This is a genomic window from Mesorhizobium sp. B2-4-13 (assembly GCF_006658535.1).
GTDB lineage: Bacteria > Pseudomonadota > Alphaproteobacteria > Rhizobiales > Rhizobiaceae > Mesorhizobium > Mesorhizobium australicum.
This window is the reverse complement of the sequence record NZ_VFVB01000005.1, coordinates 346,449-358,383: the sequence shown is the minus strand read 5'-3', so window position 1 is coordinate 358,383 and position 11,935 is coordinate 346,449. Positions and strand designations below refer to the sequence as shown.

General features: G+C 63.8%; 13 protein-coding genes. 6 read left to right on the top strand and 7 right to left on the bottom strand.

Features of this window, described 5'->3' with window-relative positions; genetic code table 11:
* Positions 1–58 precede the first annotated feature (58 nt).
* On the bottom strand, positions 59–1,093 hold the full coding sequence (locus FJ936_RS16935; RefSeq protein ID WP_023774477.1) for an aspartate-semialdehyde dehydrogenase: 1,035 nt from the start codon (positions 1,091–1,093) through the stop codon (positions 59–61).
* Between the two features lie 457 nt (positions 1,094–1,550).
* Between FJ936_RS16935 and FJ936_RS16930 the strand changes: the two genes are divergently transcribed.
* The 4 genes from FJ936_RS16930 (at position 1,551) to FJ936_RS16915 (ending at position 5,434) form a co-directional block, all read left to right on the top strand.
* The gene (locus FJ936_RS16930) at positions 1,551–3,419 is read left to right on the top strand and encodes a DEAD/DEAH box helicase (protein WP_141906792.1); all 1,869 of its coding nucleotides are present in this window, start codon (positions 1,551–1,553) and stop codon (positions 3,417–3,419) included.
* 277 nt (positions 3,420–3,696) lie between these two features.
* Positions 3,697–4,428 carry a DUF805 domain-containing protein gene (locus FJ936_RS16925; RefSeq protein WP_141906791.1) on the top strand — a complete coding sequence of 244 codons (732 nt, stop codon included), beginning with the start codon at positions 3,697–3,699 and terminating at the stop codon, positions 4,426–4,428.
* Between the two features lie 135 nt (positions 4,429–4,563).
* Entirely contained in the window at positions 4,564–4,992 is a 429-nt protein-coding gene (locus tag FJ936_RS16920) for a polyketide cyclase (protein ID WP_015314969.1), read from the top strand.
* Positions 4,985–5,434, top strand: a complete 450-nt coding sequence (locus FJ936_RS16915) for a MarR family winged helix-turn-helix transcriptional regulator (protein ID WP_140874525.1) — start codon at positions 4,985–4,987, stop codon at positions 5,432–5,434. The genes FJ936_RS16920 and FJ936_RS16915 overlap by 8 nt, the downstream gene beginning before the upstream one ends.
* Here FJ936_RS16915 and leuB read toward each other — a convergent pair whose 3' ends face one another.
* The 6 genes from leuB to leuD all read right to left on the bottom strand — a co-directional run bounded on the left by leuB (position 5,435) and on the right by leuD (position 10,352).
* Positions 5,435–6,538, bottom strand: a complete 1,104-nt coding sequence (gene leuB / locus FJ936_RS16910) for a 3-isopropylmalate dehydrogenase (RefSeq protein ID WP_141906790.1) — start codon at positions 6,536–6,538, stop codon at positions 5,435–5,437.
* Positions 6,539–6,723: 185 nt separating this feature from the next.
* Entirely contained in the window at positions 6,724–7,074 is a 351-nt protein-coding gene (locus FJ936_RS16905) for a VOC family protein (protein WP_141906789.1), read from the bottom strand.
* 13 nt (positions 7,075–7,087) lie between these two features.
* Positions 7,088–7,471 (bottom strand): RidA family protein, encoded by a 384-nt coding sequence (locus FJ936_RS16900; RefSeq protein ID WP_141906788.1) that lies wholly within the window; start codon positions 7,469–7,471, stop codon positions 7,088–7,090.
* A 124-nt stretch (positions 7,472–7,595) separates the two neighbouring features.
* Complete coding sequence (locus tag FJ936_RS16895) at positions 7,596–8,600, bottom strand: L,D-transpeptidase (RefSeq protein WP_141906787.1); 1,005 nt, start codon at positions 8,598–8,600, stop codon at positions 7,596–7,598.
* Between the two features lie 160 nt (positions 8,601–8,760).
* A complete protein-coding gene (locus FJ936_RS16890; protein WP_141906786.1) occupies positions 8,761–9,696 on the bottom strand; it encodes a hypothetical protein in 936 nt (311 codons plus the stop codon).
* A 50-nt stretch (positions 9,697–9,746) separates the two neighbouring features.
* A complete protein-coding gene (leuD, locus tag FJ936_RS16885) occupies positions 9,747–10,352 on the bottom strand; it encodes a 3-isopropylmalate dehydratase small subunit (RefSeq protein WP_015314976.1) in 606 nt (201 codons plus the stop codon).
* 154 nt (positions 10,353–10,506) lie between these two features.
* On the opposite strand from leuD, the gene FJ936_RS16880 reads away from it, so the two are divergent.
* Both FJ936_RS16880 and FJ936_RS16875 read left to right on the top strand, forming a co-directional pair.
* Positions 10,507–10,977: a GNAT family N-acetyltransferase gene (locus FJ936_RS16880; protein WP_141906785.1), complete on the top strand. Its 471-nt coding sequence runs from the start codon at positions 10,507–10,509 to the stop codon at positions 10,975–10,977.
* Positions 10,978–11,072: 95 nt separating this feature from the next.
* On the top strand, positions 11,073–11,810 hold the full coding sequence (locus FJ936_RS16875; RefSeq protein ID WP_140791652.1) for a DUF72 domain-containing protein: 738 nt from the start codon (positions 11,073–11,075) through the stop codon (positions 11,808–11,810).
* The last annotated feature ends 125 nt before the right edge of the window (positions 11,811–11,935 follow it).

The following is an 11,935-nucleotide window of genomic DNA, read 5'->3' as shown; positions in this document are numbered from 1 at the left end:
GTCCGGCGCCCTCGCGGAGGGCCAGCCGCGGCAGCGGCGGTGCGGCCCGTGAGCGGGATTAAGCCGCCTTCTTCTTCGGCTGGATAAGGCCGCGCTCGACCAGGAGCTCGGCGATCTGCACGGCGTTCAGCGCCGCGCCCTTGCGCAGATTGTCGGAGACGATCCACATCGACAGGCCGTTGTCGATGGTCGAATCCTCGCGGATGCGCGAGATGAAGGTGGCGTCCTCGCCGGCCGATTCCAGCGGCGTGATGTAGCCGCCATCCTCGCGCTTGTCCAAGACCTGGCACCCCGGCGCATCACGCAGGATGTCACGCGCCTCATCGGCGGTGATCGGCTTCTCGAACTCTATGTTGACCGCTTCCGAATGGCCGATGAACACCGGCACGCGCACGCAGGTCGCCGTCAGCTTGATCTTGGGGTCGAGCATCTTCTTGGTTTCGGCGACCATCTTCCATTCTTCCTTGGTAAAACCGTCATCGAGGAAGACGTCGATATGCGGGATGACGTTGAAGGCGATGCGCTTGGTGAACTTCTTGACGTCGACGCTGTCGGCGACGAACACCGCACGCGTCTGCGTGAACAGCTCGTCCATGCCTTCCTTGCCGGCGCCGGACACCGACTGGTAGGTGGCGACGACGACGCGCTTGATGGTGGCGAAATCATGCAGCGGCTTCAGCGCCACGACGAGCTGCGCCGTCGAGCAATTCGGGTTGGCGATGATGTTCTTGCGTGTGAACAGCGAGATCGCGTCCGGGTTAACCTCGGGCACGATCAGCGGCACGTCCTGGTCGTAGCGGAAGGCCGACGAATTATCGATGACGACGCAGCCCTGCTTGCCGATCTTCGGCGACCATTCCTTGGAGACATTGCCGCCGGCCGACATGATGCAGATGTCGGTGTCGGAAAAGTCATACTGGTCGAGCGGCCTGACCTTCAGCGTGCGGTCGCCGAACGACACTTCCGTGCCCATGCTGCGTCGCGAGGCGAGCGCCACGACTTCGCTCACTGGAAAGCCGCGCTCTTCCAGGATGTTGAGCATTTCCCGGCCCACATTGCCCGTGGCGCCGACTATCGCAACCTTGAAACTCATAAAGATCTCCTGTCCCTCTCCGCTTGGTTTTGGAGAAAACCCGCCGGCCAAGTGCGGGGTTCCGTCCCCCGGGCCGGACCCGGGAGAGGGTGGTTAGGCCAAGGGAATCACACCGTTTTGGTGGTGGTTTTGGTGGTTTTCTTGGCCAAGAATGGGGTTTTGCCGGGACGAGGCGACGCAGCGACGCCCCCGGCCCAATGGTTCGCATTGAGGCTGGGGGCATCGAATGCAAGAAGAGCCATCAAAAGGCCGCGCATCGAAAAACGATCCCGTTCGAAGCGGGCTTTTACGCGGTTTGCGGCAGGAGTCAATTGGCGGCACGCCGCATAGCCTTCATGGCACCCTGTACAAGAAGGGCGGCACGAAGTACGAACGGCCAAGATTGTTTGGCTGGCGCCGCCAGCCCCCGGCATGTGCTCCATGATGAGCGCAGAACCCTGAATTCCGAAAGAACGAGATGTCCAACTTCGATGGTATTGTTCCCGCGCTGGCACAAGCGCTGGAAAAACGCGGTTATTCCGACCTGACACCGGTGCAGAAGGCGGTGCTGGAGCTCGGCCAGGCCGACGCGCTGGTGTCGGCGCAGACCGGCTCGGGCAAGACCGTCGCCTTCGGCCTTGCCATGGCGCCGACGCTGCTCGACGGCGCGGAACGTTTCGGCCCGGCAGCGGCGCCGCTGGCATTGGCGGTGGCGCCGACACGCGAACTGGCGCTGCAGGTGACGCGCGAGCTCGAATGGCTCTATGAGCCAACCGGCGCCACGGTGGCGTCCTGCGTCGGCGGCATGGATATGCGCACCGAACGGCGCGCGCTGGAGCGCGGCGCCCATATCGTCGTCGGCACGCCCGGCCGGCTGCGCGACCACATCACGCGGCATTCGCTCGACATGTCGACGCTCAAGGCCGTGGTTCTCGACGAGGCCGACGAGATGCTCGATCTGGGCTTTCGCGAGGACCTCGAATTCATCCTCGATGCCGCACCGGCCGAGCGCCGGACGCTGATGTTCTCGGCCACCGTGCCGCGCTCCATCGCCACGCTCGCCCAGGGGTATCAGCGCGATGCCGTGCGCATCTCGGCCGCCGGCGAGGAAAAGCAGCATCTCGACATCGAGTATCGGGCGCTGAATGTCGCCCAGGCCGACCGCGAGAACGCCATCATCAACGTGCTGCGCTTCTATGAGGCCAAGAACGCGCTGGTGTTCTGCAACACGCGCGCCGCCGTCAATCATCTGACGGCACGCTTCAACAACCGCAATTTTTCCGTCGTCGCGCTTTCGGGTGAGCTCAGCCAGAACGAACGCAGCCACGCGCTGCAGGCGATGCGCGACGGCCGTGCGAAAGTCTGCATCGCCACCGACGTCGCGGCGCGCGGCATCGACCTGCCCAATCTCGAGCTGGTGATCCATGCCGACCTGCCGACCAATCCCGAAACGCTGCTGCACCGCAGCGGCCGCACGGGACGTGCCGGGCGCAAGGGCGTCAGCGCGCTGATCGTGCCCAACAGCGCCCGCAGGCGCACCGAGCGGCTGCTGCAAAGCGCCAAGCTGACGGCGACATGGGCGAGCCCGCCCTCGGCCGACGACGTGATGCGGCGCGACGACGAGCGCATTCTTGCCGACCCGGCTTTCGACGAACCGGTCAAGGATGACGAGCGTGCATTCATCGACGCGCTTCTTAGCCGGCACGGCGCCGAACAGGTGGCGGCCGCCTTCGTGCGCCAGTGCCGCGCCAGCCGCTCGGCGCCCGAGGATCTCATGGACGTCGCGCCTTTCACGCCATCGCGTGAAAGAGCGGCGGGCGAAAAATTCAGCCCTCGCGACGAGGCACCGAGCCGCCGCGACGATTTCGGCGCCAGCGTCTGGTTCTCGCTGTCGGTGGGGCGCCGGCAGAATGCCGAGCCGCGCTGGCTGATCCCGATGCTGTGCCGTGCCGGCAGCATCAGCAAGCGCGAGATCGGCGCCATCAAGATGCAGCCGGAAGAGACGTTCGTGCAGATCGCCGCCGACTGGGCGGAGCGCTTTCTCGCCGCGATCGGGCCCGACCGCAAATTGCAGGGCAACATCGTGGTCAAGCGGCTGGACGGCACGCCGGACCTGTCGCGGGCCGGCTATCAGCCGCCGAGCCCGGACAAGAAGCCGCATCGCGGCAAGGCGCCGTTCGACCCGAACGCGCCGAAGCGCAAGTTCGAGAAGCGTGCACCGGCTTCAGTCGACCAGCGTCCGGCCACCACGCATGAAGCAAAGCCCTGGGCGAAGAAGCCGGGCAAGCCGAAATTCGACAACGCCGGTCCGCCAAAAAACAAGAAGACGAAGAAGCGGCCTTCGTAGGAATCCAGACTGGCCGCGCTCTGCTTCAGGCCGGCCCGGATGGCCGCCGCCCAGCTTGCCGACGCCAGTGTCGGCCGGTGCTGTCTGGCGATGTGCCCGGCCAGGGACGCACGGCAGGCATCGGAACGCTTGGCTGCCATTGTCTGCTTTGGCGAAGACGGCTGCACGTGAAGCCTTGTGCTTCATTTGCCGCGAAGACGGTAGCTATGGGCGGCTTGCCCATGGGCTTGGGCCTGTGCCACATCTTGGCAGGGAACGGGCTGTAAGGGGCGGGCGGATGCGCGGCGAAGTGCTTCACTATGACGAGGACCAGGGCTTCGGCTTCATCACGGGAGCCGACGGCAACAGCTACACCTTCACCCGCGAGAACCTGCGCCGGCAAACCGCCATGCCCAACGGGACGGCGGTCGAGTTCCAGCCGGGCGGCGGCCAGGCGCGCGACGTCTTTTCGATCGCTGGCCAAACCACCGCAGGCCCGGCCGTGAACTCGACGGTTGGCGCAGGCATAGATGCGGCACCGGCCCAAGCCGGCACCGCATCCACAGCCCGCGCACCGCAGGCGCAGCATTTCGGCCGATCCAGCGAGAGCGCAACCGCCGAACCCAGTGATCTCTGGGGCTATTTCTGGCGTGGACTGACGCAGAACTACTTCAACTTCGCCGGCCGCGCCCGCCGCAAGGAATATTGGGGCTATTGCCTGTTCTGGGTGGTCTGCCTGCTGATCGTCGGCGGCATCGGCATCTTCACCGATATCGAAATGGGCAATTTCGACACAGATGTCTCGGCGGTGGTGACGGTCGGCCTCTGCGGCACCTTCCTCATGGCGACGCTCCTGCCCGGCCTCGGCATGACCGTGCGCCGGCTGCACGATATCGGCCTGTCGGGCTGGCTCTATCTGGTGATCCTGATCCCCAGCATCGGCAGCCTGATCATCCTGGTCTTCGCGCTGATCCCGACTCAAGGGCATGAAAACCAATGGGGACCGGTGCCGGCGGGAGTCAGGGTTTAGGAGCCAGGTCCCGAGAAATGTCACTCCAAAAACGACGGTTCAGGCGATCTTCGTCACAGATGAAGATTCCGCTTGCAATTTAATCTGCGCGCAGATAGTCTATGCGCAGATTAAATAAGCGAATGGAGCAAAACGATGTGGACCAATGAATACACCGCGACTTCCCCCCTTCCTGCGCAAGCCATCTGGAACGCGCTCAAGGCCTTGCATGAAGGCCGCCTGACTTATGAAGGCTCCGATACCTTCGTGCTGCATGGGCCATTCGCCAAGGGCACCCGCGTCTCGGTGACGCCGGTCGGTCAGGACACGTTCGAATCGACCATCGTCGATCTCGTCGAAAACGTCACCTATGCCGATGAAACTTCGTTCGGCGACACCAAGCTGCTGTTCCGGCACACTCTGGTGCCTGTCGAAGGCGGCACGCAGGTGACGCACCGGCTCGATATCTCAGGCCCTTCGGCAGCCGAGGTCGGCCCTGAACTCGGGCCTCAGATCAGTGGCGATTTCGACGTGTCGATGGCCAAGTTGTTCGAGCAGGCGGAGGCGTTGGCGAACCATGGCTGAACTCGACACGCGCTTCAAGGGCGGGCCGTCGGAGAGCCCCGGCTTGCTGCTCTGGCGAACCACCATGCGCTGGCAGCGCGTCATGACGGCGGCGCTGGCGCCGCTCGACCTGACGCATGTCCAGTTCGTGCTGCTCGCCTCGGCGATGTGGCTTGGCCGCAATGGCGAACCGCCCAACCAGGTGCAGCTCGCCGCCCAGGCCGGCACCGAGGTGAAGATGACCTCGGACGTCGTCGCCCGGCTGGAGGCCAAGGGCTTGATCGCACGCGAAGCCGATCCCCGGGACTCCCGGGCCAAGGTGATCCGCGTCACCGCCGCCGGGGCGGCGGCCGCCCAGCAAGCGATCGTCGCCGTCGAGGCCGCCGACTCAGCGTTTTTCGAGCCGGTGGACGAGGCGCGGCTCGTCGGCCTGCTGCGGCAGCTTGCCGGCGAGATCCGCTGATTACCCCAGGAACTTGGCGATGATCGCGTCGCCCATTTCGACCGTGCCGACCTCGGTCATGCCGGGTGAGAAAATATCCTTGGTGCGCAGGCCCTGGTCGAGCACTGCGGCGATTGAAGCTTCGAGCTTGTCCGCTTCATCGACCATGCCGAAGGAATAGCGCAGGCACATGGCGAAGGAGGCGATCATGGCGATCGGGTTGGCGATGCCCTTGCCGGCAATGTCGGGTGCCGAGCCGTGCACCGGCTCGTACAGCGCCTTGCGCTTCTTGGTCTTGGCGTCAGGCGCGCCGAGCGAGGCCGATGGCAGCATGCCGATCGAGCCGGTCAGCATGGCGGCGATGTCGGACAGCATGTCGCCGAACAGATTGTCGGTGACGATGACGTCAAACTGCTTTGGCCAGCGCACCAGCTGCATGCCGCCGGCATCGGCCAGCATGTGGTCGAGCTTGACGTCGGAATAGCGTGCCTTGTGGGTCTGGGTGACGACCTCGTTCCACAGCACGCCCGACTTCATGACGTTGCGCTTTTCCATCGAGGTGACATGATTCTTGCGGGTCCGCGCGAGCTCGAAAGCGACGCCAGAAATGCGCTCGATCTCGAACGTGTCGTAGACCTGCGTGTCGATGCCGCGCTTCTGGCCGTTGCCGAGATCGATGATCTGCTTGGGCTCGCCGAAATAGACGCCGCCGGTCAGCTCACGCACGATGAGGATGTCGAGGCCTTCGACGACTTCCTGCTTCAGCGAGGACGATGCGGCCAGCGCCGGATAGCAGATCGCCGGGCGCAGATTGGCGAACAGCTCCATGTCCTTGCGCAGGCGCAGCAGGCCGGCCTCGGGGCGCACCTCGTAAGGCACGGCATCCCATTTCGGCCCGCCGACGGCGCCGAACAGCACCGCGTCCGCTGCCATCGCTTTTTCCATGTCGGCATCGGAAATCGCCGCACTGTGAGCATCGTAGGCGCAGCCGCCGACCAGGCCCTCGTCGGTGACGAAGCCACTGCCGAGCTTTGCGTTCATGGCCGCGATCAGCTTCTTGACCTCGGCCATCGCCTCGGGGCCGATGCCGTCGCCGGGGAGCAGGAAAAGATGCTTCGTTGCCATGATGAGCCGTCCCAGAAAGAATGCGTTTCGGTTTGCACAGCGTCCTTCGCGCGCCAAAGAGGCGCGCGGCGCTGTGTGACGCGGCCTTGCTAAACGCCAAGCGGTTGCAGCGCAAGGGGAGGACGAACGACCTATCGCCGCTGTCCCGCCGGCATGTCCAAGTTACTTGGCCACGTAAGGTGCGCTCACCGGTGTGCGAGAATGTTGACCAGCCGGCCCAGCGGATCGCGCACATAGAAGCGCCGCACGCCCCAGGGTTCGTCGACGGGCCCGTATTCGACGGCGAAGCCGGCGTCCTTCATGGCTTCGAATGCCGCATCGACATCGTCGACCTCGATCGACAGATCCGGCACCGGCGTACCGGATCCGCCTTGCGCCATGAAGCTGACCTGCAGCTGCATCATGTCCTCGGAACCGTAGGTTAGGATCCAGCCCTGATCCATCAGGATGTCGAGGCCAAGCACGTCGTGGTAGAAACGGTTCGCCGCGGCCACGTCCGGCGTTTCGATATTGGCCACGATACGCCGGACCTTCATGGCGGAAGTCTCCTCACACGGTACGCCGCAGCGCCGTCACCTCGATCTCGATCTTCATTTCCGGCTTGTTGAGCTGGCAGACGATCATCGTCGCCGCCGGCCTGATGTCGCCGAATGTCTCGCCGAGGATCGGGAAGACGACATCCACGAAGGCCTGGTCGGCGATGTAGTAGTGCGCGCGCACCACGTCGGATATTTCGAAGCCGCCGTCTTGCAACGCCTTGCCGATCGTCGCCAGGCAATTGCGCGTCTGCGCCTCGACACTGTCCGGCATCGTCATGGTGGCGTAATCGTAGCCCGTCGTCCCGGACACGAAGCACCAGTCGCCCTGCACCACGGCGCGTGAATAGCCGGCGGTCTTTTCGAACGGTGAGCCGGTTGAGATTAGCTTGCGCATGGGGGAGCCTCGCATTGTTGCAGCTACTCTGCGGGGAAAAACCGATCCTGCCATGGGCCAATACGGAAGGATCGGCGGTGCAGAATCAGTGGCCTCGACGGCCAGCTCTCTTTCCCGCGATGAGTCAGCCGGGTTGGCCCTCGGCCGATTCAGCCGTTTCCCCAGTGAAGACAACCTTTGTGTCTTTGTGCACCTCAAGGGCGAGGTCTTCGGCATCCCAATTGGTCAGTCTGATGCAACCATGCGAAAAGGTCTTCCCGATCTTGCCTGGTTCGGGCGTGCCGTGAATGCCGTAACTTTCAATGGACAGATCGATCCAGACCGATCCGACAGGATTGTTGGGCCCGGCAGCGATGGTGAAGGGCCGTTTGGTTTTCACCCCCTTGAAGGCGAAGCGGGGATCGTAGTGATAGGTGGGATTGTGGACCACGCGTGTGACTTGTGCCTCGCCGCTCGGTGCCGGCTTTTCTTCGCTTCCAATCGAGGCGGGGTAGACCGAAACCACTTTGCCGGAATTGTCGAGAACGCGAACCTGGCGCGCGGCCTTGTCGACCTCGACGCTGACAGCGGCTGAGGGCGGATCGCCTCGGTCGATGGCCGGCACCAGCACCTTTGCGCCCGCCTTCCTGAAGCTGATGCCCGGGTTGAGCCTTCGCAGCAATTGTTCGCTGATGTGGAAGTGCTCCGCGATCCGTTCCAGCGAACTGCGGTAGCCGAGCCTGCGAAGGCGAGCCATTCTTTCCATACTGGCCGGAATGCGCCTGGTAAACGGTCCACGCACGTCCTTGCGCGTCAGCTCGTAGTTCACAAGAACCGCGCCTGGTGAGGTTGCGACCAGCTTGTCCCAGGTCTCCCGGTTGAGCTTGCCATCGGCGGGCAGGGCGTTGGCCGCCTGAAATGCCCGGACCGCCTTGGTGAAGTTCTCCGCCTGGCGGCCGTCAATCAGGCCAGGCGAGAAGCGCGCGCGATCCAGAAGGACCTGTGCCTTCAACACGGTCGCATCGACACCCTTCGTTGCGGCGTCGGTGAATTGGGCGTTGTTGACGGCGGCTGCGTCCAGCTTTGCCGCCTCTGTGGCGCCAGCAGCGAGGGCGAACAGAACAAGCGCCAGAAGAACGAGCCTGACCATCGATGTTACTCCAGGCACTGCCGAGCGAAACTGCTTCTATGACGCCGCGCGGCCGATCTGGTTCCATTTTGTCCCAGCGAATGTCGCCGTTGACGCGGTCCTGCCCGAAACAAAGGGGCAGAGCCCTGGAGGCGCCGCCCTTTCGCCGGAAATGCCCTGGCTAGTTCGCCGACCCCAGCGCCTTGTCCAGCGCTTCCTTCACATCGGCCGGCCATGTCGCCAGCGCCGGCCAGGCGTTCGGTTGGCCATTGTCGCCGCGGCGGGCGAAATAGAGCTGGTGCATGGCCGGGTCGACGGCCATGAAGCCGTCATTGCCGCCACAATCATGCGGCACGCAGCCGCTGGCGAAGAAGGCGCCGGACGCGGTCTTTTCCGTGCCGCCGCCGACCAGCAGGCTGGTCGCCATATCCGACATGTCCTTGCCGAGCAGCTTTTCGGCTTCCTTGTAGACAGCCTCATTGTGGAAGGCGTCGATGATGTTCTGGTACTTTTCCGGATCGATGTCTTTCCAGTCGGTACCGGGTTCGGGCATGTAGGTGAGATTGCCCGAAATCGTCAGCCCATCCGTCGGCGACCACTGCAGGGCCGGCCTCTGGTCCCCCGGCAGGAGATAGGGCACGAAATAGATGGCGTTGTCGGACACTCCCGCGGGCGGCGCTCCGCACTCGTCCTGCTCGACCTTGGTGCTCTGGATGGCGCCGCCTTCCGGCTTCCAGACGATCACCGTCGCCGGGCCGCATTGATTGCCGCCATCGCCAACATCGAACAGGGCCACCTTGATGCCGCCAACCTCCACAATCTTGTCGAAGAAGAGATCGTAATTGCTGGCCAGCTGCTTACCGTCATAAGCAAGCACCTTCTCGCCGTCCTGCTCCGGCTGCGTGATGGTGAGGTGGCCGCCTTCGAACGGCACCGGCGCCTGTTTGTCGTCGTCGGCGTCGTCGGCGGCGTTGGCTCCCGCATCCTGATCGGTGGCCGGCTTTTCCACCGCCGGCGCCTGTTGCGCGGCGGGCGTCTGGGTCTGCGCGAGCACGCTCGCGGCGGGCGCCAGCAACAAGGCCAGCCCGCAAACGCCGGCAAGAAGCTGATGTCTCATGACTGTCCCTCCCTCGACCCGGCCCGGAAAGGGCCAGTCCTTGCGGCCGCTCAGGCCCAGGGGCGCAGTTCGGCGTTCTTCTTCTCGAACGAGGCGATGGCGCCTGCCTTTTCCATGGTCAAGCCGATATCGTCGAGCCCATTGAGCAGGCAGTGCCGCTTGAAGTCGTCGAGGTCGAAGGTGACCACGCCGCCGTCTGGACCACGGATTTCCTTGGCTTCGAGATCGACCGACAGGGTGGCGTTGGAGCCGCGCGATGCGTCGTCCATCAGCTTCTCCAGGTCCTCGGGGCTGACGGTGATCGGCAGCACGCCGTTCTTGAAGCAGTTGTTGTAGAAGATGTCGGCGAACGAGGTCGAGATGACGCAGCGTATGCCGAAATCGAGCAGCGCCCATGGCGCGTGTTCCCTGCTCGAGCCGCAGCCGAAATTGTCGCCGGCAACCAGGATCTGCGCCTTGCGGTAGGCCGGCTTGTTGAGCACGAAATCCGGATTTTCCGAACCGTCGTCCTTGTAGCGCATCTCGGCGAACAGGCCGGTGCCAAGCCCGGTGCGCTTGATCGTCTTGAGATAATCCTTCGGGATGATCATGTCGGTGTCGACATTGACGATCGGCATGGGAGCGGCGACGCCGGTGAGCTTGGTGAATTTTTCCATGGCTTTGGCCCGTGTTTTCGTTGCGGGGGGATTTGCTGAGGCCCGGTTTACACAAAGCCGCGGGCAAATAAAAGGCAACTGTTCGTGCGCGCCGGCACAAGGGCGCTGCGCAAAACAGCTTCGAATTCACCGCCCGATGGTGCAGTCTGGTCCAATGGTGGAAAACTCCCACGTTCTCTATGCGCGCGAACCGGCGCTCGGCATTCCCGAATTCCGCCGCGTGCTGGTGGAATCCAGTCTCGGCGAAGTCCGGCCCGTCGACGACGAGGCAAGGCTGAAGGCGATGCTGGAGGGCGCCAACCTGATCGTGACCGCCCGTCTAGACATGGCCCGTCTAGACATGGCCGGTCTCGACATGGCGCATCTCGACATGGGAGGCAGGCCGCTGATTGGCGTTGCCCGCTGCCTGACCGACTTTTCCTGGGTCTGCTACATCAGCGATCTTGCCGTCTCGGCCAAGGCGCAAGGCCTGGGCATCGGCAAGGGACTGATGGACGAGGTGGCCCGGCAGCTCGGACCGTCGGTCGCCATCAGCCTGATTTCCATGCCGGACGCTGTCGGATTCTATGAACGCATCGGCATGAAGCGCGTGCCCGACGCCTTCTGGATCTCCCGCCAGCGCTGACTTTTCTTCTGTGATCCATCCATCGCCAACGGCGCGCGTCGTCACGCGCCCTCCGCACGCCTTGACCCATGCCTCTTCTGGTCCACATCCCTTGCATGGGAAAACAGGCATGTTTCATAGGCACGGCTGGCTGGGGCATTCCGACACGATACAAGAATAATTTCCCGCAACCCGGATCGCATCTCGAACGCTACGCCCGGCACTTTCCGATCGTCGAGATCGACACGTCCTTCTACAAGCCGCACCGTCGCGAGACTTACGAACGCTGGGCACACGCCGTGCCGCAGCACTTCCGCTTCGCCGTCAAGATGCCGAAGGCGATCACCCATGAGCGCCGTCTCGTGGACTGCAACGAAATTTTGCAAAGCTTTCTCCAGGAGGTCGAAGGTCTCGGTGGAAAGCTAAGCGTGGTTCTGGTGCAGTTGCCGCCCAGCCTGTCCTTCGAGCCCGATGTAGCGAGCGATTTCTTCGACATGGTGGGCACCCGAACCGAAACTAGGCTGGTCTGCGAGCCGCGCCATCCCAGCTGGTTCGAAGCAGAGGCTGAAGCGCTTCTGGCCGATCGCCGGATCGCACGCGTTGCCGCCGACCCCGCTCCGGTGCCATCTGCCGCGGTGCCCGGCGGCTGGCCCGGCCTCGCCTATTTCCGCTGGCACGGCGCGCCGCGCGTCTATTACTCCGACTACGACGCCGACAGCCTCGACCGATTCAGCCGGCAAGTCGAGGCCGCCGCCGCTTCGGGTGCCGAGGTCTGGGGAATCTTCGACAATACGGCCGGAGGCAATGCGCTGGGCAACGCGCTCAAGGTTGACGCCCAGACTTCGTCATTCTAGGGCGAAGCAAGGAGCGCAGCGACGTCGCGCAGACCCTAGAATCCATGCCGCGACGTCGACTTGTCGCGACAATACGCGCCAATCGGCACCCCCTTCGTTCTGCGCCGTTAGAACACTACGACAAC

What these genes read in the sequence shown, in the direction of transcription:
- FJ936_RS16920 (WP_015314969.1), top strand. Translation starts at nt 4,564, where the DNA reads ATGTGGACCAATGAATACACCGCGACTTCCCCCCTTCCTGCGCAAGCC.
- FJ936_RS16905 (WP_141906789.1), bottom strand. Translation starts at nt 7,074, where the DNA reads ATGAAGGTCCGGCGTATCGTGGCCAATATCGAAACGCCGGACGTGGCC.
- FJ936_RS16895 (WP_141906787.1), bottom strand. Translation starts at nt 8,600, where the DNA reads ATGGTCAGGCTCGTTCTTCTGGCGCTTGTTCTGTTCGCCCTCGCTGCT.
- leuD (WP_015314976.1), bottom strand. Translation starts at nt 10,352, where the DNA reads ATGGAAAAATTCACCAAGCTCACCGGCGTCGCCGCTCCCATGCCGATC.
- FJ936_RS16875 (WP_140791652.1), top strand. Translation starts at nt 11,073, where the DNA reads ATGGGAAAACAGGCATGTTTCATAGGCACGGCTGGCTGGGGCATTCCG.
- FJ936_RS16925 (WP_141906791.1), top strand. Translation starts at nt 3,697, where the DNA reads ATGCGCGGCGAAGTGCTTCACTATGACGAGGACCAGGGCTTCGGCTTC.
- FJ936_RS16890 (WP_141906786.1), bottom strand. Translation starts at nt 9,696, where the DNA reads ATGAGACATCAGCTTCTTGCCGGCGTTTGCGGGCTGGCCTTGTTGCTG.
- FJ936_RS16935 (WP_023774477.1), bottom strand. Translation starts at nt 1,093, where the DNA reads ATGAGTTTCAAGGTTGCGATAGTCGGCGCCACGGGCAATGTGGGCCGG.
- FJ936_RS16880 (WP_141906785.1), top strand. Translation starts at nt 10,507, where the DNA reads ATGGTGGAAAACTCCCACGTTCTCTATGCGCGCGAACCGGCGCTCGGC.
- FJ936_RS16915 (WP_140874525.1), top strand. Translation starts at nt 4,985, where the DNA reads ATGGCTGAACTCGACACGCGCTTCAAGGGCGGGCCGTCGGAGAGCCCC.
- leuB (WP_141906790.1), bottom strand. Translation starts at nt 6,538, where the DNA reads ATGGCAACGAAGCATCTTTTCCTGCTCCCCGGCGACGGCATCGGCCCC.
- FJ936_RS16900 (WP_141906788.1), bottom strand. Translation starts at nt 7,471, where the DNA reads ATGCGCAAGCTAATCTCAACCGGCTCACCGTTCGAAAAGACCGCCGGC.
- FJ936_RS16930 (WP_141906792.1), top strand. Translation starts at nt 1,551, where the DNA reads ATGTCCAACTTCGATGGTATTGTTCCCGCGCTGGCACAAGCGCTGGAA.